The following is a 22,127-nucleotide window of genomic DNA, read 5'->3' as shown; positions in this document are numbered from 1 at the left end:
CCGACCGGTCCGTCACTCCGCCGGAGTGCTCAGCGTGGGCTCGGTACGTTCGGCAGCCGGGACCACGGCCGAGTGTGCAGCGGCGGAACCGCCGGTGTGCATCCGCTGCCGCTCCGCCCGCCACAGCCGCACGTTGTTACGGATGGCGCGGCCGACGAGCCGCGGCGGCGGCACGACCCAGAGGCTGTCGAGCAGGCTGGTGCGCCGCAGGAACCATTCGGCCAGCACCGGATCCGTTTCCGCGGCGCCGACGAACTGTTTGAACAAGCCGAACAGCGGCCCGTACCACCATGGCCTCGGGCCCTGGGCGCCGTGCTCCTCGATATCGGCGACGGCGTTCATCAGCCACACCGGGAGCGTGGTCCGCGCGGTCGCCTTCGCCAGCCGGGCAACCAGGTTGTCCGTACCGTCGTCGAGCACGGCACGCAGATTGTTGGCCTGCAGCGCCGCCATCGTCACGCCCTGCCCGAAGGTGGGGTTGAGGCTGGCGACGGCGTCGCCGAAGGGGATGATCCCGCTCGGCAACTCGGCCATCTTGTCGTAGCGGCGCCACTTTCTGGTGGGGTAGCGATGGAAGTTCATCTTGCCCACCGGGTCGCCTGCCCGCAGGGCGGCACTGATGTGCGGCGGTAACAGGGTCTCGGCCAGCGCGCAGATGCCGGCGAAGTCCCGTGGCGGTTCGGTCTTGGCGACCCCGAACGCGGTGACGATCCAGATGCCGTCCTCGTGGAACAGCATGCCCATGCCGCGCGGGCGGTCGAGCGCGGCACCGCACACCACCATCTTCTCCGCGATCAGGCCCTCGGGGATGTGTACGCGTTGCGATGCGTAGGTGACGCCGACCTGAATCTGATCTTCCCTGGGCCTGCCGAATCCCCACTCCTCCAGCCAGACCGGCAGGCGGCTGCCACGGCCGGAGGCCTCGACCACCAGATCGGCTGCCACGGTTTCACCGTCGTCGAGCACCACGCCCGTCACGCTCCGGGTCGCGGGGTCGAACCGGGGTTGGGACACCACCTGCCGCGCGACGCTGACGTTCGGGATGCTCAGGACGCGGTTGCGGATCTGCCATTCCAGGTGTCCGCGGCTCGGCACGTAGGCGGTGAACTCGCCGAGCATCTGCTGGCCGGTGCCAAGCACATGGCCGGCCGCGGAGAAGTGAATCGACTCGGGCCGGTTCTCGATCACCGGAACGCCGGCGTCGACCATGTCCGCGAGCAACCCGGGGAACACCGATTCGAGCTCCTGGGCCCCGCGGGCCATCAGGAGATGGACATGCAGACCCTGCGGAATCGCACTGCGGTTGACGGGTTCGTCGGGCAGTTCGTCACGTTCGTAAATCGTGACGCGATCAAAGTGATCGGATAGCACCCGGGCGGCGCACAGGCCTGCAATGCTGCCACCGATGACAACTGCATGGTGGGAACGGGACTGAAGATTACGACGCATCGGTGTCGACAGTAATGGATTCAATCCCCAGATCGGGTCAACGATGAGAGGTGGCGTCAATTATGGCCTCACGGTGGCGGACCAAGTCCGTCGAACAGTCGATAGCTGACACCGACGAGCCGTCGACGCGATTACGCAAAGACTTGACCTGGTGGGATCTGACCGTGTTCGGCGTCTCGGTGGTGATCGGGGCAGGCATCTTCACCATCACGGCGTCGACCGCGGGTAGCCTCACGGGTCCGGCGATTTCGATCTCATTCATCATCGCCGCAATCGCATGTGGATTGGCTGCGCTGTGTTACGCCGAGTTCGCATCGACCCTTCCGGTTGCCGGCAGCGCGTACACGTTTTCCTATGCCACCTTCGGTGAATTCATCGCGTGGGTGATCGGCTGGGATCTCATCCTGGAATTCGCGGTGGCCGCGGCGGTGGTAGCCAAAGGCTGGTCCAGTTACCTCGGGACGGTGTTCGGCTTCGGCGGCGGCACGCTGAGCATCGGCGGATTCGAGGTGGACTGGGGCGCCCTGCTGATCGTCGCCGTGGTGACACTGCTGCTGGCACGCGGCACCAAACTGTCGGCGGAAGTGAGTCTGGTGATCACCGTCATCAAGGTGGCGGTGGTGTTGCTGGTGGTCGTCGTCGGAGCGTTCTACATCAAGCCGCAAAATTATTCGCCGTTCATCCCGCCCGCGGAGACCGGTACCGGCGGCAGCGGTGCCGACCAGTCGCTGTTCTCCTTGATCACCGGTGCGACCGGCAGCCACTTCGGCTGGTACGGCGTGCTGGCTGGGGCGTCGATCGTGTTCTTTGCCTTCATCGGCTTCGACATCGTCGCCACCACGGCGGAGGAGACCAAGAATCCGCAGCGCGACGTGCCGCGGGGCATCCTCGGCTCGCTGGGGATCGTGACGGTGCTCTACGTGGCGGTGGCCATCGTGCTCTCGGGGATGGTGTCCTACCGGGAGCTGCGCGGCTCCGACGGCCATTCGGCGAACCTGGCGACGGCGTTCGCGGCCAACGGCGTGCACTGGGCTGCCAAGGTCATCTCGGTCGGGGCGCTGGCCGGACTGACGACGGTGGTGATCGTGCTGATGCTCGGGCAGACCCGGGTGCTGTTCGCGATGTCCCGGGACGGTCTCATGCCGCGCCGGTTGGCCAGGACCAGCCCGCAGGGCACGCCGGTACGGATCACAGTGATCGTCGGCGTGCTGGTCGCCATCGCCGCGACGATCTTCCCGATGGGCAAGCTCGAGGAGATGGTGAACATCGGCACGCTGTTCGCCTTCGTGCTGGTCTCGGCCGGGGTCATCGTGTTGCGGCGGACCCGTCCGGATCTGCCGCGGGGTTTCCGGACGCCGTTGGTGCCGGTGCTGCCCATCGCCGCGATCGCGGCCTGTGGATGGCTGATGCTCAACCTGACCGGGCTGACCTGGATCCGGTTCCTGATCTGGATGGCCATCGGGCTTGTCGTGTACGCGCTGTACGGGCGCAGGCACTCGGTGCTCGGGCAGCGGGAGTCCGCCGCCACGAGGTAGTCCATCGCCGGGCGCCCGGCAGCGACAGAAGGGCGATACCGCGTTGCGGTATCGCCCTTCTGTTTGCGCGTCGACGGCCAGAGTGCTTTACAAAATGACTATGTATGTCTAGACAGGCGACATATAGCCATCTATAGTCAAGTCATTGCAGTGATCGCTCTCACACAAGGAGGTATGACGTGGCGATAGACAGCTCAGCCCTATCCGACGGCGCACAGGTCGCGGAGGTGCAGTGGCGAGACAAGAAGCGGTACCTGTGGTTGATGGGGCTGATCGCCCCCACCGCCCTGTTTGTGATGCTGCCCATCGTCTGGGCGGTCAACCAGGCGGGTTGGCACACGGCGGCACAGCTGCCGTTGTGGATCGGCCCGGTCCTGCTCTACGTGCTGCTACCGGTGCTGGACCTGCGGTTCGGTCCCGACGGGCAGAACCCGCCCGATGAGGTGATGGAGCGGCTGGAGAACGACAAGTACTACCGGTACTGCACCTACGTCTACATCCCGTTCCAGTACGCGAGCGTGATCCTGGGTGCGTACCTGTTCACCGCGTCCAACCTGAGCTGGCTCGGGTTCGAAGGTGGGCTGGGCTGGCTCGGCAAGATCGGCGTGGCGTTGTCGGTGGGTGTGCTCGGAGGGGTGGGCATCAACACCGCACACGAGATGGGGCACAAGCGTGACTCGCTGGAGCGCTGGTTGTCGAAGATCACCCTGGCACAGACCTTCTACGGCCACTTCTACATCGAGCACAACCGTGGTCACCACGTGCGGGTCGCCACCCCGGAGGATCCGGCGTCGGCCCGGTTCGGCGAGACGTTCTGGGAGTTCTTGCCGCGCAGCGTATTCGGCAGCCTGCGGTCCTCGTGGGAGCTCGAGGCGCAGCGACTGCGCCGGATGAACAAGTCGCCGTGGCACTGGTCCAACGATGTGCTCAACGCATGGGCGATGTCGGTGGTGTTCTTCGGCATCCTGATCGCGGTGTTCGGTCCGGCGCTCATCCCGTTCGTCATCGTCCAGGCCATCTACGGGTTCAGCCTGCTGGAGTCGGTCAACTACCTGGAGCACTACGGCCTGCTGCGGCAGAAGACCCCCAGCGGTCGCTACGAGCGCTGCGCCCCGGTGCACAGCTGGAACTCCGACCACATCGTGACCAACCTGTTCCTGTACCACCTGCAGCGTCACAGCGACCACCACGCCAACCCGACCCGGCGGTACCAGACCCTGCGCAGCATCGACGGTGCGCCGAACCTGCCCAGTGGCTACGCGACGCTGATCGGGCTGACCTACCTGCCACCGCTGTGGCGCAAGTTGATGGATCACCGCGTGCTCGAGCACTACGACGGCGACATCACGCGGGTGAACATCCAGCCGCGGTTGCGCGAGAAGGTGTTGGCCCGTTACGGAGTCTCTGACGAGCGCTTGCGCGAGGAACCGAGGGCTGCTGACGAGCGCTTGCGCGAGGAACCGAGGGCTGCTGACGAGCGCTTGCGCGAGGAACCGAGGGCTGCTGACGAGCGCTTGCGCGAGGAACCGAGGGCTGCTGACGAGCGCTTGCGCGAGGAACCGAGGGCTGCTGACGAGCGCTTGCGCGAGGAACCGAGGGCTGCTGACGAGCGCTTGCGCGAGGAACCGAGGGCTGCTGACGAGCGCTTGCGCGAGGAACCGAGGGCTGGAGCGTGAGCGCCTACACATGCCCCGGATGCGGCTACACCTACGACGAGGCCAAGGGCGCGCCGCGGGAAGGATTCCCGGCAGGCACACCGTGGGACCAGGTACCTGATGACTGGTGCTGCCCGGACTGTGCGGTGCGCGAGAAAGTCGATTTCGAGGAAATAGGAGTGACGAAATGACCGACGAGCGCTTGCGCGAGGAGCCGACCAGCACAGAGCCATACAAGCTGTTCGTCTGTGTGCAGTGTGGATTCGAATACGACGAGGAGAAGGGCTGGCCCGAGGACGGTATCGCCCCGGGGACCCGCTGGGACGACATCCCGGACGACTGGAGCTGCCCCGACTGTGGCGCTGCCAAGTCCGACTTCGAGATGATGGAGATCGCCCGACCGTGACCGCAGCGCGGATCAGCACGACGGGAACTGCGGGAAGCCCGATTGCGGCGCCGGGAGCGATTAGAGTCGCGCGTGTGAGTCGACCGAGTGACAGGCGCATCCCGTACGCCGAGGCGTCCAGGGTGCTGCTGCGCGACTCGATTCTCGACGGCATGCGCGAGCTGCTGCTGACGCGGGACTGGTCGGCGATCACGCTGTCGCACGTGGCCACCGCGGCCGGCATCAGCCGTCAGACCATCTACAACGAGTTCGGCTCCCGGCAGGGGCTGGCCGAGGGGTACGCGATGCGGCTCGCCGACAGGCTGGTGGACGCGGTGGACGAGGCCATCAACCACAACGTCGGCGAGGTGCATGCGGCGTTCCTGGAGGGCTTCCGGGCGTTCTTCGCCGAGTCGGCCGCCGATCCGCTGGTGACCTCGTTGCTCACCGGAGCGTCCAAACCCGACCTGCTGCAGATCATCACCACCGGCAGCGGCCCCATCATCAGCCGGTGCTCGGACCGGCTGACGGGGACGTTCCAGAACAGCTGGATGAAGGCGAGCGATCAGGACGCCGGGGTGCTGGCCCGCGCGATCGTGCGACTGGCGATGAGCTACGTGTCCATGCCGCCGGAAGCTGATCATGATGTGGCCGGTGACCTGGCCCGACTCATGACGCCATTCGCTGAGCGCTACGGTGTGATAGATACCCCTTAGCTGTCAGAGCGCCGCCGCAGTAAAACCGCATGAGCGCCTGTCCCGCGAGCCCGCAGGCTAGAGGTATCTGCATGTGGCGTCGCGCCGTGCGCGCACCCGTGTGCTGGCAAGCAATCACGACTGAAAGAGGGCTCTACATGACCGAGTTGAAGGCGGATAGCCTCAACGGGATCGATTTCAAGGTCGCTGACCTGTCGTTGGCTGACTTCGGCCGCAAGGAGATTCGCCTGGCCGAGCACGAGATGCCCGGCCTCATGGCACTGCGCCGCGAGTACGCCGACGTGGCACCGCTCAAGGGGGCACGCATTTCGGGCTCGCTGCACATGACCGTGCAGACCGCGGTGCTGATCGAGACGCTCGTCGCGCTCGGTGCCGAAGTCCGGTGGGCGTCGTGCAACATCTTCTCCACCCAGGACCACGCTGCCGCGGCCGTCGTCGTCGGCCCGCACGGCACCGAAGAGGCACCCAAGGGTGTGCCGGTCTTCGCGTGGAAGGGCGAGTCGCTCGAGGAGTACTGGTGGGCCGCCGAGCAGATGCTCACCTGGGACGGCGAACCCGCCAACATGATTCTCGACGATGGCGGTGACGCCACCATGATGGTGCTGCGCGGTGCGCAGTACGAGAAGGCCGGTGTGGTGCCGCCCGCCGAGGACGACGATCCCGCAGAGTGGAAGGTCTTCCTTTCGGTGCTGCGCAAGACCTTCGAGAACGACAAGACCAAGTGGAGCACGATCGCCGAGGCGGTCAAGGGCGTCACCGAGGAGACCACCACCGGTGTGCTGCGGCTGTACCAGTTCGAGGCTGCCGGCGAGCTGCCGTTCCCGGCGATCAACGTCAACGACTCGGTCACCAAGAGCAAGTTCGACAACAAGTACGGCACGCGGCACTCGCTGATCGACGGCATCAACCGTGGCACCGATGTGCTGATCGGTGGCAAGAAGGTGCTGATCTGCGGCTACGGCGACGTGGGTAAGGGTTGCGCGGAATCGCTTGCGGGCCAGGGCGCCCGGGTGTCGGTCACCGAGATCGACCCCATCAACGCGCTGCAGGCGCTGATGGACGGCTTCGATGTCGTCACGGTCGAAGAGGGAATCTCGCAGGCCGACATCGTCGTCACCGCGACCGGCAATAAGGACATCATCACCCTCGATCACATGAAGGCGATGAAGGACCAGGCCATCCTCGGCAACATCGGCCACTTCGACAACGAGATCGACATGGCCGCCCTGGAGCGCTCGGATGCCAAGCGGCTCAACATCAAACCGCAGGTCGACCAGTGGACGTTCGACAACGGCAAGTCGATCATCGTCCTGTCGGAAGGTCGTCTGCTGAACCTGGGCAACGCCACCGGCCACCCCTCGTTCGTCATGAGCAACAGCTTCTCCAACCAGGTGATCGCCCAGATCGAGCTGTGGACCAAGAACGACGAGTACGACAACGCCGTGTACCGGTTGGCCAAGCATCTTGACGAGAAGGTGGCCCGGATCCACGTCGAGGCACTCGGTGGCACGCTGACCAAGCTCACCAAGGAGCAGGCCGAGTACATCAACGTCGACGTCGAAGGCCCGTACAAGCCGGAGCACTACCGCTACTGAGATAGCCGGAGTCGATACGAAATCGCCCAAACCCCTTCGGGTTTGGGCGATTTTGTCGGTGGTTTCGCGCACCCGCTGGTGCCCCGACGCCGGGGTCGGGCGGTGCCCGATTGCGCAACCCGGGTTCGGCGGATAGAGTGACGCGCGGCACACTTCGAGGTTGAAGTGGCTCACAACTCAAGACGCCGTTGAGGCGTGGCGGGAGAGTCCCACCCCCATCCAGTGGGCGGGCGCCGCAGGAGCAAATCCTCCCCGGGAATCTCTCAGGCAATCGATACCGCCGCGACTAGGCACCTCTGGAAAGCAGTCAACCACTACCGGTTTGGCTCACCGAAGGGGCAAGCGGACCGTCGCACGACTCAGTCGGCGGTTCGTGAAAACTCTCAGGTCCAATGGACAGAGTCGGGGAGGCGCCATAGTCCGCGCTCTCCATCGCGCCTGATCCCTGAGGATGTTGTGACCCAATCCAATGATCTGACTGTTCCAGTAGCGCAACCAAATCTGTCGTCCGGCGAGCCGCAGCTCTCGCGCCAGCTCTCCAACCGCCATATCCAGTTGATCGCCATCGGTGGCGCGATCGGCACCGGGCTGTTCATGGGCTCCGGCAAGACCATCAGCCTGGCGGGCCCGTCGGTGATCTTCGTGTACATGATCATCGGCTTCATGCTCTTCTTCGTCATGCGGGCGATGGGCGAGCTGCTGCTGTCGAACCTGCACTACAAGTCGTTCGCGGATTTCGCCGCTGACCTGCTCGGTCCGTGGGCTGGTTTCTTCACCGGCTGGACGTACTGGTTCTGCTGGATCGTCACCGGGGTCGCCGACGTCGTGGCGATCTCCGGCTACGTGCAGTACTGGTGGCGCGACCTGCCGCTGTGGATCCCGGCGCTGGCCGCGGTGGTCCTGCTCATCGGGTTGAACCTGCCGACTGTGAAGGCGTTCGGGGAAACCGAATTCTGGTTCGCGCTGATCAAGATCGTCGCGATCGGCGCGTTGATCGTGGTCGGTCTGGTGATGGTGCTCAACCACTTCCAGGCTCCCGGTGGAGCCCACGCCAGTTTCGCCAACCTGTGGAATGACGGCGGGTTCTTCCCCACCGGCCCAATGGGATTCGTGGCCGGCTTCCAGATCGCCACGTTCGCGTTCGTCGGCATCGAACTGGTCGGCACCACCGCGGCCGAGGCCAAGAACCCCGAGCGCAACCTGCCGAAGGCCATCAACTCGATCCCGGTGCGCGTGATGCTGTTCTACGTCGCCGCGCTGGCCGTCATCATCTCGGTCACCCCGTGGCGCGAGATCAGCGCCGACCGCAGCCCGTTCGTCGCGATGTTCAGCCTCGCCGGCCTGGGCATCGCGGCCTCGGTGATCAACTTCGTGGTGCTCACCTCGGCGACCTCGTCGGCCAACTCCGGCATCTACTCCACCTCGCGGATGGTCTACGGCCTGGCCCAGGAAGGCGATGCGCCAAGCCGATTCGGCAAGCTGACCTCGCGACGGGTGCCCGCCAACGCACTGTTCCTCTCGGGCGTGTTCCTGCTGGCCGGTGTGGTGATGGTGGCCGTCGGTGACTCGATCATCGAGGCGTTCACCATCGTCACCACCATCTCGTCGCTGTGCTTCATCTTCGTTTGGACGATCATCCTGAGCAGCTACCTGGTGTACCGCCGGAGGCGGCCGCACCTGCACGAGGCGTCGAAGTTCAAGATGCCCGGCGGCATCGCGATGTGCTACGTGGTGCTGGCGTTCTTCGTGTTCCTGGTGTGGGCGTTCACCCAGAAGCCCGACACCCTGCACGCGCTGCTGGTCACCCCGGTGTGGTTCATCGTGCTCGGCATCGCCTGGTCCGTGCTGCGGCGTCGGCCCACGCACGTCGCCCGCGAAGCCAAGTTCCGTGCTGAACTGAACGACACCACGGTCGACTGACGGTGCCGCAGGCCGGCGGTGCCGCACATGGGCGCCGCCGGCCATGCACGGTCATTACATCTGCAGGCTGATCTGTTAACCTTGCCGACCATGCGTCGGCTGTGGGGGGCTTTGTGCGTGCTGCTGCTTTTCGGAAGTGTGGGTGTGATACCGCGAGCGCACGCCGACCCCGACCCGACCCTGCGCAACCATGACCCGATCTTCAACGAAGATCAGTACGCCGAGTTCTACACTCCACCCGACCCGCTGCCACCCGGCGCGCCCGGAGACCTGATTCGCACCGAGCCGTCCCGGTTGGTGCTGGAACCGTCCGGGCAGCTCGGTGCGATCATGGCCGCCGGCACGCGAATCATGTACCGCAGCACCGATTCTCGGGGAAACCCGATGGCCGTGACGGGCACCTACTTCGAGCCCCAGAACGACTGGCCCGGCAAGGGGCCGCGGCCGCTGATCGTCTACGGTCCCGGCACTCAGGGGCAGGGTGACCAGTGTGCGCCGTCGCGGCAGTTCAATCAGGGCATCCACTGGTCGCCGTGGCTGGATATCGCCTTCAACTACGAGGAGCTGTTCGTCGCGACCATGGTGGCCCGCGGTTTCGCCATCGTGATGACGGACTATCAGGGACTGGGAACGCCGGGCCTGCACACCTACGTCAACCGCGTCGCAGAGGGCAACGCCATGCTCGACGCGGGACGCGCAGCTCTCAAACTTCCCGGCACATCGCTGGATCCCCATGGGCCCGTGGCATTTTGGGGCTACTCCCAGGGCGGCGGCGCAGCCGCGTCGGCGGCCGAGCTGGCTGCCTCCTACGCGCCGGACCTCCACGTGGTTGGCACCTACGCGGGCGCGCCACCCGCCGACCTGAAGGAACTGTTCCCCTACGCCGACGGCAGTGCCCTAGTCGGCGTGGTCGGGTACGCCATCAACGGAGTTCTGCAAGCGTATCCCGAAGCAGCGCAGGCGATTCACGACAAGCTCACTCCCCGCGGGGAAGACCTGCTCAACAAGGTGGCCGGACAATGCATCGCCGAGACCATCGCAAAGTTCATGTTCCGGCATCTGCAGCCGTACTTCACCGAAGACATCCACCAACTGGTCAACGAGGAGCCGTTCAGCGGCCTGTTCGACCTGCAGAAGATCGGCCGCTACCGCCCCGACGCTCCGGTGCTGATCAACAGCAACCGCTACGACCCGCTGGTGCCCTGGACGGCGGCCAATCAGTTGGGCCGGGACTGGTGTGACAAGGGTGCCGACGTGGAGTTCCGCACCAACGAGGAACCTCCGTTCCTCAACAAGCTGGTGATCAACCACGCGCTGCCGATGCTGGTCGACGGCGAAGCGGCCATGCAGTGGATCGCCGACCGGTTCAACGGAATACCGACGGCGCCCAACTGCGGGCAGTTCTGAACCGACGCGGCAGCGATACGCTCGCTGGGTGCCCCCCGCGATCCGCGCCGTCATCGCCATCCTGGTCAGCACCGTCCTGGTCGTGACCGGCTGTACGAACGGGCACGACGCGGACATGCAGCGTCCGTTCCCCGCGGCGACCGGACGGGGACCGTGCGATGTGACCACCGAGCACGACGTACCGGCCACCATGCGCGACGGCACCGTGTTGCGCGCCGACGTCTACCGTCCCAAGACCTCCGACGCGGTGCCGGTGATCCTGATGCGCACCCAGTACGGCAAGTCGGCGGCACAGACGGACGTGGACCGCTTCGAGCCGCCCGATTGGTTCGCGTCGCACTGTTATCTGGTTGTGGTGCAGGATATTCGGGGCCAGGGCAACTCGGGCGGCGTGTTCAGCGAGTTCACCCACGACATGGACGACGGCTATGACTCGGTGGAATGGGCGGCCGCCCTGCCGGGCTCGAACGGCAAGGTCGGCATGTACGGGTCGTCCTACGTCGGGGCCACGCAGTGGCTGGCAGCGGTGACCACGCCCCCGCACCTGGCGACCATCGTCCCCGCGAACACCGCATCGGACTACTACGACGGATGGAACTACGAGGGCGGGGAGTTCCGGCTGGGGTTCGTGTTGCCGTGGGCGATCGAGGACATCGCCACCACCGCCGCGATCAACCGGGATGACAAGCAGGCCGTGGCGCAGTTGAAGGCCGCTGCCGCCGATCCGACCCGGTGGCTGAATTACCGCCCGTTCAAAGACCTTCCACCGATGCAGCCCACCAACCCCGTGGTCGCGCCGTGGTATTTCGACTGGATCCGGCACAGCACCCGCGACGACTTCTGGCGCCGGTTCAGCATCAGGGACCGTTACCCCGCGGTGAAGATCCCGGTGCTGCACATCGAAGGCTGGTACGACGCATTCCTGGCCGGTGGTATCGAGAACTTCACCGGGATGACGACCCATGGCGGCAGCGATGTGGCCCGGACCAACCAGCGGCTGGTCATCGGGCCCTGGGACCACGTCGGTTGGGGCAGGCCCGATTCGGTGGCCGCGCCGATGCTCAAGGACATCGGGCCAGTGGCCAACAGTCCCATCAACGAACTCCAACTCGCCTGGTATGACCACTTTCTCAAGGGCGAGGACAACGATGTGGCAGGCCCGCCCCGCGTCGACTACTTTCTCATGGGCGCCAATGTCTGGAAGACCGCACCGAATTGGCCGCTGCCGCAAACACACTGGACCAACTGGTATCTCTCCGGGTCCGGCGGGTTCGCCGACCGGGAGGGGCAACTCACGACCCAGCCGCCGGCTGCGCAACCGCCCGACAGTTATCTCTACGATCCGGCCTTCCCCGCGCCCAGCCTTGGCGGGCACTCCTGCTGCGGGGCGTTGAACGGCCCGCAGGGGCCCTACGACCAGACTCCCGTCGAGCAACGCTCCGATGTGCTGGTGTACAGCTCAGCACCGCTGACCAAGGACACCGAGGTCACCGGCCCGGTCACGGTCACGCTGTGGGCCCAGTCCACCGCCGTCGACACCGACTTCACCGCGAAACTCGTCGTCGTCAAACCCGACGGGCAGGCGATCAACCTCAACAACGGCGTCCTGCGGACACCGTTCCGGGATTCGCTGGCCGATCCGACGCCGACGACTCCCGGGCAGCCCTACCAGTACCGGATCCAGGTCTGGCCCACCAGCTACCTGTTCCGGGCCGGCGACCGCATCAGGTTGGAGGTCTCCAGCAGCGACTACCCGCAGTTCGCGCCCAATCCCAACACCGGGGCACCGTTCGGCCAGGACACCAGGACCGTGCAGGCCACCCAGACCGTGCTGCACGACCCGGCCCACCCGTCCACGATCACCCTGCCGGTCATCGGCTGAGACCCGCGGGGAACAATCAGGCGCCGCTGCGCGACTATAGGGGGGTGAACTGCGAGGTGGCGCGCGAGGCGCTGTCGGCCCGGCTGGACGGTGAGCGTGAGCCCGTGCCGTCGGCGCGCGTCGACGAGCACCTGCGCGAGTGCGCCGACTGCCGCGCCTGGCGCGACGCCGTCACCGATCAGACGCTCGACCTGCGCCGCCTGGCCGAACGCCGGCCCACGCTCACCGCGCTCGAACACTCCGTCGAGCATCCCCGGCGAGCGTGGCTGGGCTGGCGGCGCGGGGCGCTGCTCGCGGTCGGCGTGGTGCAGATCCTGCTCGCGGCCGTCCAGGGCCTCGGGCTGAGCGTCGGGCTGGTCCACGACCACGGCATGGGCGGCGGGCACCTGCTCAACGAGTCGACGGCGTGGTCGGTCGCGCTCGGCGCGGTGATGATCGGCGCGGCGCTGCGGCCCGTCGCGGCCGCCGGCCTGGCAGGAGTGTTGAGCGTGTTCGCCGCGGTGCTGACGGTGTACGTCGCCGTCGACGCGACGATGGGCGCGGTCACGCCGGTGCGGATGGTCACGCATCTACCCGTGTTGCTCGGTGCGGTCCTCGCGGTTCTGGTCTGGCGGGATGCGTCGACATCAGGACCGGAACCCGGACGGCATGCGGCCGAAGCGGATATCACCTTGCCGGACAACGCTTCCCGAGGCCGTCGGCGTGGCCATCTGTGGCCGACCGACGGCGCTGCCTAAAACTCGGTGAATTTCGAGTAGCGGACTACGCGGGACTGCGGTGTGCCCGCAGGCCAAGACTGATCGGTGTCGACGGGTCCGGGCACAGGGACTCGGCTCAATCACCTGCTCGACAACGACGGCTCGGAGGGCGTCATGTCGAAAAAATTTGTCATCACACCGGGTGGCCGGCGCGCCGCGGACGTCGTGCACCAAGTCGCGCCGGACTCGGTGGTCCACGTCGCCGACGGCAGGATGCGCCATGTCACCCGGGCGGGGGAGATGCTCCGCGATGTCGGGCCGGTGCCGCCGCACGAGCCGGGGGTACCGCTGATGCCCGCGAACGTCATGCAACCACCCGAGCAGCTGCCCGACTTCGGAACGGGCTGGATCACTTTCGCCAACTTTCAGAGCGGCACACCGCTGAAGTCGTTCCTCACGACATGGGTGGTGCCCGGTGCGCCGCAGACGCAGAACGGGCAGCTGCTGTACCTGTTCAACGGCCTGCAGAACAGCTCGATGATCCTGCAGCCCGTCCTGCAGTGGGGCGACAACGGCATCTTCGGCGGTGACCACTGGTGCGTCGCGAGCTGGTATGCCGACGGCCAGGACGGCGCGGCCTCCTACACCGCGCCGGTAACAGTCCAGGTCGGTGACACCCTGGTCGGCCGGATGACGCGGGTCACCGGCACCAGCGGCCTACCGCTGGGCGCGGTCTGGACATGCGAGTTCGTCGGGATCGCCGGCAGAGCAAGCTGACCATCCTCACCACCGACGAGCTGCTGGACTGCGTGCAGACGCTCGAGTGCTACTCGATCACCCGGGCTTCGGACTACCCGAGCTCGACCGACACCCGGATGCGGGCGATCGCCATCACCGACAGCGACGGCTCGGCGGCCCCGCTGAGTTGGAGTCCCGTCGACAAGATCACGGACTGCGGCCAGCACACCGTCATCGTCGACAACTCGCCGACCCACGGCGAGGTGCAGCTGTGGTACCGCGACGACATCCTGCCCGGACCCGCAGTGGCACAAGGCCGCTGGAAGACGATCCTGCTCACACACCAGTTGATCCCGATGCATGACGGCAAGGTGCTGGACTGGGTGCCCGGCGACGGGACGTGGCGGCTGTGGAATTACGACGCGACGAGCACGCATGACGTGCTGCCGGGTAACCCGGTGGCGAGCGGGCAGTGGCAGACGATCCGCTCCGGTCATCAGTTGATCCCGATGCATGACGGCAAGGTGCTGGATTGGAAGCCCGCTGACGGGACGTGGCGGCTGTGGAATTACGACGCGACGAGCACGCATGACGTGCTGCCGGGTAACCCGGTGGCGAGCGGGCAGTGGCAGACGATCCGCTCCGGTCATCAGTTGATCCCGATGCATGACGGCAAGGTGCTGGATTGGAAGCCCGCTGACGGCACGTGGCGGCTGTGGCACTACGACGCCACCCACGTCCACGATGTGCTGCCCGGCAATCCGGTGGCCAGCGGCACGTGGAAGACGATCGTCTCGGGGCACACCCTCGTGCCGATGCACGACGGCAAGGTGCTCGACTGGGTGCCCGGCGACGGGACGTGGCGGTTGTGGAATTACGACGCCGCCAGCGTGCACGACGTGCTGCCCGGCTCGCCGGTGGACATCGGCAACTGGTTCAGCATCCAGGTGCCCCAGCAGCTCATCGTCATGCACGACGGCAAGGTGCTCGACTGGGATCCGCTGACCGGCGACTGGCGCCTCTGGCGCTACCAGCCCTAGTTACAGCATCACCCCGAACATCACCGCCATCCCAGCGGCCATCATGGCCTGGCACGCGGTACCGAACTGAGGATGAGCCGGATCAGCCTGGCGCGCAGCGAAATACCGGTACAGCCACCACACGGCAGCGGCCGCGAACACCACAGTGCACAGCCAGTCGACGGCGTCGATCCAGCCGGGATAACCCGGGCCCGACGACGCCCCGGCGGCGGCGGACATGTCCATGCCGGGCATGTCCATCGCCATCGCCGACGCCGGGGCGTCGTGATGCCCCGACATCGGCTGACCCGGCAGCAGTCTGCCGTTCATCACGGCGTACATCCATGCCATCGCCAGCATCATGAACGCGTGATACCCGGCGACGGCGCGGTGCCTTGCCGTCGCGACCGTGATCGCCACGAACCACACCGTGGCCGCGGCGAAGAACACCATCGGGCCCGTGGTCGGCAGCGCCGCGCCGCGCGGCCACGCCATCACCGCCATGGCCACCGCCATGACGAAGTGCAGCAGATGCCCCACCACATGTGTCCAGGCCCGGTGGCCCGTGACGATGGCATACCCGCATTCCAGCGCGCTGACGACGAACAACGCCGTGACGATCCAGCGCAGGAACAAATCCCCGATCACTGCCGCACCTTCCGGGCCTGCCGCCGGCCCAGCGCGGCGTCGACGGCGACGAAGGCCACCAGGGACACCCCGAACAGTGGTGCGAAGTAACCGAAACCGGCCAGCGCGAGGGTTACCAGCACCGCCTCATGAGGCCGTAGCCCCGCCAGCACGCCGCGGCGCGGACCGGTGGGCAGCGCCACCCCCGGCGCACGAGTTGGTCTGCGGCGCCACCACATGCGGTATCCGAGGACGATGGCCACGATCAGCGCGATGGCCACCGCGGCCAGCAGTACCTGGTTGACGATGCCGAACAGGATTCCCATGTGGGCCCCGACGATCCAGTCGGCCAGCTTGGCCATGAACGGCCAGTCGGCGAAATCGACGCGGGCGGTCACCGCCCCAGTCTGCGGGTCGACGGCGATGGCGTCGTAGCGCGTCGGCCAGTCCCGCTTGTTCTCGGCAACCTGCCAGCCCTGGGTCGCCGCCGCCGGCGGATACATCCAGATCGGATTGCTCAGCGCCGCATCGTGTGCGGCGCGCAAGGCCGTGTCAGCACCGCGTAACGCCTGCGAGTCGTCGAATCCGGCTGCAGCTGTTGGCGTTCCGTGATGCGCGACGACCGTGCCCGGTTCGCCACCGGGCAGCGTGGTGTCCACCGATGGCGTCGACCAGGTCACGTGCGAGCGGATCTCGCTCACGTTCGCCCCCGCGAAACGCGACCACGTCATGCCCGACACCGACAACAGTGCCAGGGCGGCGATGATCCAGACGCCCAGTGCGCCATGCCAAGACAGCAGTCTGCGGCGGCCGGTCACACCGGTGTCGGGGGAGGCGATCCGGCGCAGTTTCCCGGTGCCGAGCCGATGCCCGATCCACAGCAGCAGACCGGCAGCGGCGATCACCCACAGCCAGCTGGCCGCGAGCTCACTGTAATTGCGCCCGACCGCCCCGAGATGAAGGTTGCGATGCAGCTCGTCGAACCAGGCCCGCAGCGGCAACCATTGCCCATACGTCGTCAACGCGCCGCGAATCTCGCCGGTGTAGGGGTCGACGAACACCGTTCGGGCGTAATCGGGCGGCACGTCGGCGACGTTGAGCGTGACCCACGTCGTCTCGTCGGCCGCGGCCGGCGGCCGGATGCTGGCCACCGTGCCTTCGGGGTGTGCCAGGCGCACGGCGGCGATCTGATCGGACAACGGGAGCCGGCGATCGCCGACGTGTTCGACGGTCAGTTCGTGCCGGTTCACGAACGTGTCGATCTGTGGGATCAGCGCGTACAGCAGGCCGGTGAACGCCGCGATCAGAATGAAGGGCGCGACGAACAGCCCGGCGTAGAAATGCAGGCGCACCAGGACCGGGCGGAATCTGGCCCATGCCGAGGCGGGCGCCGGATTCGAGTTCGGCGCAACGGGCCCGTCGCGGTCGACGGGATCTTCCAGCGGAGTGTGGCTCACGTGTGCATTGGTCGGTCAGGGTGGGCCGATAGTTCCCGCGGCCGTCAATCTCTACGACGGGCGGTCGTAGACTCGTCGGCGAATACCTGTCTCCGACGGAGGGCGTCACCCCGGTGCAATCAAGCCAGAAGCGCCCGCGGGCGAACAGCGCCGCGGCGGCGATCGTGGCCGCGCTGGCCGGCCTGGCCGCCTACGGCCTGACCGGACGCGCAGGCGTCTACGCGGCCACCGGCGACTCCTATCCCGGGGCGCTGACCGCGGCGGCGCTGCCGGTCGGACAGTTCATCGCCACGCTGTGCGGCGCCGCCTGCCTGGGCGGCCTGCTCTACGTCGTCACCACCGCCCGGCCCGACACCACCGGCGTGATCGATGAAGGAACGTTCCGGGTGCACGTGCTCGTCGAGCGTGCCGCGGCGCTCTGGGCGGTGACGGCGCTGCTCATGATCGCGGTGTCGGCCGCCAGCGCCGCCGGTGCCGACGCCCTACGACTGATGTTGAGCGGCGCCGTGATTCCCGCGGTCGCCGCATCGGAGACCTCACGGGCATGGATCGTGGTGGCCGCTGCGGCAGCTCTCGTGGCGATCGCCGCACGATTGTCGGTCAAGTGGATCACCCACGTGGTGCTGCTGGTGCCCGCCGTCGTGGCGGTGGTGTCCGTCGCGGTCAACGGCAACGCCGGCCAGGGACCCGACCACGACTACGCGACGAGCACCGCGATCGTCTTCGTCGTCGCGCTCGCTGCGCTGGTCGGCTTCAAGCTGGCAGCGCTCGTCGGCCCGCCCGCTCCCGAACTGGCGCGCCGGGTGCTGCTGCTCGAAACGCTCACCGGCGCCGTCGCACTCGGCTACGGCGCGATCCTGCTGGTCCTGCTCGCCGGATCGGCGCTACCGACCGACACCGGCTACGGCCGGGCCGGGCTGGGCGCCGGTGTGCTCCTGCTCGCGGTCTGGCTGGGTGACGCCATCACCGTGTGGCGTCGTGACCTGACGCGCGCGAAGGACATGATCGACGCGGTCGCCCTGATCGGGATGATGGCCCTGGTGGCCGCGATGGCCACCCAACCAGCGCCGCGCCTGCTGGCGCACCGGTTCACCGCCTGGGACGTGTTTCTCGGCTACGAACTGCCCGAACCGCCGAGCGTGCTGACGCTGCTGACCGCGTGGCGGTTCGACACGTTCATCGGCGTGGGTGCCATCGTCCTGGCCGGGCTGTACCTCGCCGGATACCTGCGGCTGCGCCGGCGCGGCGACAGCTGGCCGGCCGGACGGCTCGTGGCGTGGCTGGCCGGATGTGCCCTGCTGGTCTTCACCACCGGTTCGGGGGTGCGGGCCTACGGGTCGGCGATGTTCAGCGTGCACATGGCCGAACACATGATCCTGAACATGTTCATCCCCGTGCTGCTCGTCCTCGGCGGTCCGGTGACGCTGGCGCTGCGGGCACTTCCCGCCGCCGGTGACAGTCGGCCACCCGGCCCCCGCGAATGGCTGCTGTGGCTGGTGCATTCGAAAGTCACGGCGTTCCTGGCGAATCCGATGATCGCGTTCATCCTGTTCGTCGCGTCGCTGTACGTCGTGTACTTCACGCCGATCTTCAACACCCTGGCCCGGTATCACTGGGGCCACGAGCTGATGAGCCTGCACTTCCTGCTGGTCGGTTATCTCTTCTACTGGGGCATCATCGGCATCGACCCGGGGCCGCGCAAGCTGCCGTTCCTGGGCCGGCTGGGACTGTTGTTCGCGGCGATGCCGTTCCACGCCTTCTTCGGCATCGCGACCATGACCATGACCTCGGTGATGGGTGGACCGTTCTACCGCAACGTGGGCCTGCCGTGGTTGGCCAGCATCGAGGACGACCAGCATCTCGGCGGCGCGATCGCCTGGGGCTCAAGCGAACTGCCTGTCATCATCGTGGTCGTCGCCTTGGTGGCACAGTGGGCCCGCCAGGACCGCCGCGCCGCGTCCCGCTCCGATCGCCACGCCGACTCCTCGTACGCCGACGACGAATTGGACGCCTACAACGCGATGCTGCGTGAGCTGTCCCGCGATCGGCGTTGACATCTAGGGCCCGGGAACCACAGGCGGCTTCGGTGCGACCAGATATGCGGACGACGAAATCGGCTGAGGGGGAAGGAGGATCAGCAGTGGCGGGCGACGCATTCATGGACACCCTGCGGACGATCGAAGGCCGTGTGCTCGACGAGGTGTGGATGGGGCGGTGGCGGTTTGCCGCCGGTGTCCTGGCTGTGCTGGTGCTCGTGGTCGGCGCGGTGACGTGGTGGTGTGTCGCGGAAAGCGGTGCGGCGCACAGCGTTCCCATGGTCGGCCTGGTGATGTTCGCACTCGCAGGTGCCGCATCCTCGGTGGCGCTGGCTCGGCGACGCTACCGCTGGTGCTGCGCCGCGGCGTATTTGAGCGGGTTGGCCACCGTCGTCGGCGTCGGCGCACTGTGGTGGCTGCGCACCGGACACCACGCCACCGGGCTGGGATGGCTTGTCGCTGCCGACCTGGCCGTCATGGCATTGGCGGGCCACTGGTTGGCGCTCGTCTTCACGCCCATCGAACAATCCCAGCCGGACATGCGCACTGGCGGTCGGTAAGGGGCCAAGCGCTATCGCGTGTGTGAATCCTCTGCGATTGCGCGGCCGATTTTTCGCAGAGAATGCACGCTCGCGGCGGGAGTGGCCGATTGCTAGTCGATGCACGGCATAGGAGCCGTGCCGTGGAGTGACTATCGACCGAAGTTGCGCAACCGCAAGCTGTTCGACACCACGAAGAACGACGAGAACGCCATCGCCGCCCCGGCGATCAGCGGGTTGAGCAGCCCGGCCGCGGCGATGGGGATGGCCGCCACGTTGTAGCCGAACGCCCACACCATGTTGACCCTGATGGTGCGCATGGTGGACGCGGCCAGATCCAGCGCCAGCGGGACGACGTCGAGATTGTCACGGACCAGGATGATGTCGGCCGCGCCGATCGCCACGTCGGTGCCGCGGCCGATGGCCATGCCGAGATCGGCGCAGGCCAGGGCGGGCCCGTCGTTGATGCCGTCGCCGACCATCGCCACGACGCGGCCGCGGTCGCGCAGTTGCTCGATGACGTCGACCTTGCCTTCGGGCAGCACGTCGGCGATCACCTCGTCGATGCCGACGCGGTCGGCGACCGCGGCGGCCGACGCCGGGTTGTCCCCGGTGAGCAACACCGTGCGCAGGCCCCGTCGGTGCAGCGCGGCGACAGCGTCGGCGGCCGAGTCCTTGACGGCGTCGGACACCGCGATGACCCCGCACGCCTCACCGTCGACCTCGACGTACACCACGGTGTCACCGCGTGATTCGGCGTTGCGGCGGCCCGCGGTGAGGGTCGGCGAATCACACTGCGGGGCGATCCAGGACGGTTTGCCCACCCGCACGGCCCGGCCGGTCACAGTACCGCTCACGCCGCGGCCCGCGACCGCCCGGAAGTCGTCCACCGGTTCGCCGCGGCCGCCGGCGGTGGCGATGGCCAGCCCCACGGCGTGTTCGGATGCCGACTCCACGGCCGCGGCCAGCGCGAGCACGTCCTCGGGCCGCCACCCCGACACCGCGACGACCGTGTTGACGCTGAGCCGTCCCGTCGTCAGGGTTCCCGTCTTGTCGAAGACGACGGTGTCCACCGCCCGGGTGGCCTCCAGCGACTGGTGGCCCTTGAGGAAGATGCCCAGTTGGGCGCCGCGACCGGACGCCACCATCATCGCCGTCGGCGTCGCCAGACCCAGCGCGCACGGGCACGCGATGACCAGCACCGCCAGCGCCGCCGAGAACGCACGGTCGGGCCCGCCGCCGGCGAGCAGCCACGCGACTGCGGTCAGCGTGGCGAGCACGAACACCGCGGGCACGAACACCGACGCGACCCGGTCGGCGAGGCGTTGCGCGTTGGCCTTCTGCGTCTGGGCGTCCTCGACGAGCCGGACCATCCCGGCGAAGCGGGTGTCGGCGCCCACCGCGGCGGCCTCCACGATCAGTCGACCGTCGAGCACCACCGTGCCGCCGATGACGTTCGAGCCGGCGTCGGCCCGCACCGGCCTGGCCTCACCGGTCATCGCGCTCATGTCGACCGCGGCAGAACCCTCGATCACCAGCCCGTCGGCGGCGATGGTCTGCCCCGGGCGCACTACGAACCGCTGCTGCTCCTTGAGCTCGTCGGCCGGGATCAGCATCTCCGAACCGTCGGCGAGCAGCACGGTGACGTCCTTGGCCGACAACGCGGCCAGCGCGCGCAGCGCTCCGCCCGCCTTCGATTTGGCCCGCGCCTCGAAATACCGCCCGGCCAGCACGAACACCGTCACCCCGGCGGCGACCTCGAAGTAGATGGCGTCACTGCCCAGCAGCGCCTGCCAGATGCCTCGGCGGTCGGTGGTGTGGTGGGTGCCGAACAGGGTGTAGAGCGACCAGACGGTGGCTGCGGTGATGCCGACGGAGATGAGCGTCTCCATCGAGGCGCTGCGATGACGCGCGTTGCGCAGCGCGACGCGGTGGAACGGCCACGCCGCCCACGTCACCACGGGCAGCGCCAGCGCGGTGAGCACCCACGTCCAGCCGGCGAAGCGCGTGCTGGGCACCACGGCGAACATCACCGAGAGATCGGCCAGCGGCACGAACAACACCGCCGCCACGGCCAACCGGATCAGCAGACTGTGCGCGTGATCGGCGTCGGGATCCCCGCCATCGTCGACGCCGGCCTTGCGGGGTTCGGCTTCATATCCCGTCCGTTGCACAACCGCGCACAGCTCCTGCGGGCCGGTCTGCTCATCGGCGTCGATGGTTGCGACCCGGGTGGCGAAGTTCACCGAGGCCCGCACACCGGGCAGCTTGTTGAGCGCTTTTTCCACGCGGTTGGCGCACGCGGCGCAGGACATCCCGCTGACATCCAGTTGGATCCGCTGCACGCCGACCACGTCGTCGCATACCGGTGCCGAGCTCGACATCGTGTCCGTTACCTCCTTGAACCCCCGAGCCGACTCCGAGAAACCTGGGCCGCCGGACTCTGCCCATGCGCCTACTGGTCGGTGC

Annotated in this window: 17 protein-coding genes, 1 pseudogene and 1 riboswitch; of the genes and pseudogenes, 14 read left to right on the top strand and 4 right to left on the bottom strand. The window is 67.2% G+C overall.

Going from position 1 to position 22,127, the window contains the following annotated elements; translation table 11 throughout:
• Positions 1 to 12: 12 nt before the first annotated feature.
• Complete coding sequence (locus BTO20_RS26095; RefSeq protein ID WP_232490850.1) at positions 13 to 1,449, bottom strand: FAD-dependent oxidoreductase; 1,437 nt, start codon at positions 1,447 to 1,449, stop codon at positions 13 to 15.
• 62 nt (positions 1,450 to 1,511) lie between these two features.
• Between BTO20_RS26095 and BTO20_RS26090 the strand changes: the two genes are divergently transcribed.
• The 12 genes and pseudogenes from BTO20_RS26090 to BTO20_RS26035 all read left to right on the top strand — a co-directional run bounded on the left by BTO20_RS26090 (position 1,512) and on the right by BTO20_RS26035 (position 15,020).
• Positions 1,512 to 2,984 carry an amino acid permease gene (locus tag BTO20_RS26090; RefSeq protein ID WP_087078914.1) on the top strand — a complete coding sequence of 491 codons (1,473 nt, stop codon included), beginning with the start codon at positions 1,512 to 1,514 and terminating at the stop codon, positions 2,982 to 2,984.
• A 263-nt stretch (positions 2,985 to 3,247) separates the two neighbouring features.
• Positions 3,248 to 4,390, top strand: a pseudogene (locus tag BTO20_RS26085) (alkane 1-monooxygenase); the annotation flags it as partial.
• A gap of 266 nt (positions 4,391 to 4,656) precedes the next feature.
• Positions 4,657 to 4,830: a rubredoxin gene (locus tag BTO20_RS26080; RefSeq protein ID WP_087078913.1), complete on the top strand. Its 174-nt coding sequence runs from the start codon at positions 4,657 to 4,659 to the stop codon at positions 4,828 to 4,830.
• A complete protein-coding gene (locus BTO20_RS26075) occupies positions 4,827 to 5,045 on the top strand; it encodes a rubredoxin (protein ID WP_087078912.1) in 219 nt (72 codons plus the stop codon). Before BTO20_RS26080 ends, BTO20_RS26075 begins: the two co-directional genes overlap by 4 nt.
• Positions 5,046 to 5,119: 74 nt before the next feature.
• Positions 5,120 to 5,740, top strand: coding sequence for a TetR family transcriptional regulator AlkX (alkX, locus tag BTO20_RS26070; protein ID WP_157680327.1), 621 nt, complete (start codon positions 5,120 to 5,122; stop codon positions 5,738 to 5,740).
• 137 nt (positions 5,741 to 5,877) lie between these two features.
• Entirely contained in the window at positions 5,878 to 7,335 is a 1,458-nt protein-coding gene (gene ahcY, locus BTO20_RS26065) for an adenosylhomocysteinase (RefSeq protein WP_087078911.1), read from the top strand.
• A 189-nt stretch (positions 7,336 to 7,524) separates the two neighbouring features.
• Positions 7,525 to 7,625: riboswitch (glycine riboswitch) on the top strand.
• Between the two features lie 184 nt (positions 7,626 to 7,809).
• Positions 7,810 to 9,255, top strand: a complete 1,446-nt coding sequence (cycA, locus tag BTO20_RS26060; RefSeq protein ID WP_198344572.1) for a D-serine/D-alanine/glycine transporter — start codon at positions 7,810 to 7,812, stop codon at positions 9,253 to 9,255.
• A 90-nt stretch (positions 9,256 to 9,345) separates the two neighbouring features.
• Entirely contained in the window at positions 9,346 to 10,662 is a 1,317-nt protein-coding gene (locus BTO20_RS26055; protein ID WP_087082682.1) for a lipase family protein, read from the top strand.
• A 115-nt stretch (positions 10,663 to 10,777) separates the two neighbouring features.
• Positions 10,778 to 12,544, top strand: a complete 1,767-nt coding sequence (locus tag BTO20_RS26050) for a CocE/NonD family hydrolase (protein WP_232491271.1) — start codon at positions 10,778 to 10,780, stop codon at positions 12,542 to 12,544.
• Between the two features lie 44 nt (positions 12,545 to 12,588).
• Positions 12,589 to 13,281 carry a zf-HC2 domain-containing protein gene (locus tag BTO20_RS26045; RefSeq protein WP_087078909.1) on the top strand — a complete coding sequence of 231 codons (693 nt, stop codon included), beginning with the start codon at positions 12,589 to 12,591 and terminating at the stop codon, positions 13,279 to 13,281.
• 135 nt (positions 13,282 to 13,416) lie between these two features.
• Complete coding sequence (locus BTO20_RS26040; protein WP_157680326.1) at positions 13,417 to 14,019, top strand: hypothetical protein; 603 nt, start codon at positions 13,417 to 13,419, stop codon at positions 14,017 to 14,019.
• Positions 13,983 to 15,020, top strand: a complete 1,038-nt coding sequence (locus BTO20_RS26035; protein WP_087078907.1) for a hypothetical protein — start codon at positions 13,983 to 13,985, stop codon at positions 15,018 to 15,020. Before BTO20_RS26040 ends, BTO20_RS26035 begins: the two co-directional genes overlap by 37 nt.
• On the opposite strand, the gene BTO20_RS26030 is transcribed toward BTO20_RS26035, so the two are convergent.
• Together BTO20_RS26030 and BTO20_RS26025 are read right to left on the bottom strand one after the other, a co-directional pair.
• On the bottom strand, positions 15,021 to 15,647 hold the full coding sequence (locus BTO20_RS26030) for a DUF5134 domain-containing protein (protein ID WP_087078906.1): 627 nt from the start codon (positions 15,645 to 15,647) through the stop codon (positions 15,021 to 15,023).
• Complete coding sequence (locus BTO20_RS26025) at positions 15,644 to 17,083, bottom strand: PepSY-associated TM helix domain-containing protein (protein ID WP_087078905.1); 1,440 nt, start codon at positions 17,081 to 17,083, stop codon at positions 15,644 to 15,646. The genes BTO20_RS26030 and BTO20_RS26025 overlap by 4 nt, the downstream gene beginning before the upstream one ends.
• Before the next feature lie 113 nt (positions 17,084 to 17,196).
• Here BTO20_RS26025 and BTO20_RS26020 point away from each other — a divergent pair, with 113 nt between their 5' ends.
• Entirely contained in the window at positions 17,197 to 19,137 is a 1,941-nt protein-coding gene (locus BTO20_RS26020) for a cytochrome c oxidase assembly protein (RefSeq protein WP_087078904.1), read from the top strand.
• Between the two features lie 86 nt (positions 19,138 to 19,223).
• Entirely contained in the window at positions 19,224 to 19,679 is a 456-nt protein-coding gene (locus tag BTO20_RS26015; protein WP_087078903.1) for a hypothetical protein, read from the top strand.
• A gap of 131 nt (positions 19,680 to 19,810) precedes the next feature.
• On the opposite strand, the gene BTO20_RS26010 is transcribed toward BTO20_RS26015, so the two are convergent.
• Positions 19,811 to 22,042, bottom strand: coding sequence for a heavy metal translocating P-type ATPase (locus tag BTO20_RS26010; RefSeq protein ID WP_087078902.1), 2,232 nt, complete (start codon positions 22,040 to 22,042; stop codon positions 19,811 to 19,813).
• Positions 22,043 to 22,127 lie beyond the last annotated feature (85 nt).

The sequence above is a fragment of the Mycobacterium dioxanotrophicus genome, from assembly GCF_002157835.1.
Classification (GTDB): Bacteria; Actinomycetota; Actinomycetes; order Mycobacteriales; family Mycobacteriaceae; genus Mycobacterium; species Mycobacterium dioxanotrophicus.
This window is presented reverse-complemented; position numbering and strand designations above follow the sequence as displayed.

Bases quoted from the DNA above. Each gene is read 5' to 3' on its own strand.
- BTO20_RS26095 (WP_232490850.1), bottom strand. From the start codon at position 1,449: ATGCGTCGTAATCTTCAGTCCCGTTCCCACCATGCAGTTGTCATCGGT.
- BTO20_RS26090 (WP_087078914.1), top strand. From the start codon at position 1,512: ATGGCCTCACGGTGGCGGACCAAGTCCGTCGAACAGTCGATAGCTGAC.
- BTO20_RS26075 (WP_087078912.1), top strand. From the start codon at position 4,827: ATGACCGACGAGCGCTTGCGCGAGGAGCCGACCAGCACAGAGCCATAC.
- ahcY (WP_087078911.1), top strand. From the start codon at position 5,878: ATGACCGAGTTGAAGGCGGATAGCCTCAACGGGATCGATTTCAAGGTC.
- BTO20_RS26055 (WP_087082682.1), top strand. From the start codon at position 9,346: ATGCGTCGGCTGTGGGGGGCTTTGTGCGTGCTGCTGCTTTTCGGAAGT.
- BTO20_RS26050 (WP_232491271.1), top strand. From the start codon at position 10,778: ATGCAGCGTCCGTTCCCCGCGGCGACCGGACGGGGACCGTGCGATGTG.
- BTO20_RS26040 (WP_157680326.1), top strand. From the start codon at position 13,417: ATGTCGAAAAAATTTGTCATCACACCGGGTGGCCGGCGCGCCGCGGAC.
- BTO20_RS26035 (WP_087078907.1), top strand. From the start codon at position 13,983: ATGCGAGTTCGTCGGGATCGCCGGCAGAGCAAGCTGACCATCCTCACC.
- BTO20_RS26010 (WP_087078902.1), bottom strand. From the start codon at position 22,042: ATGTCGAGCTCGGCACCGGTATGCGACGACGTGGTCGGCGTGCAGCGG.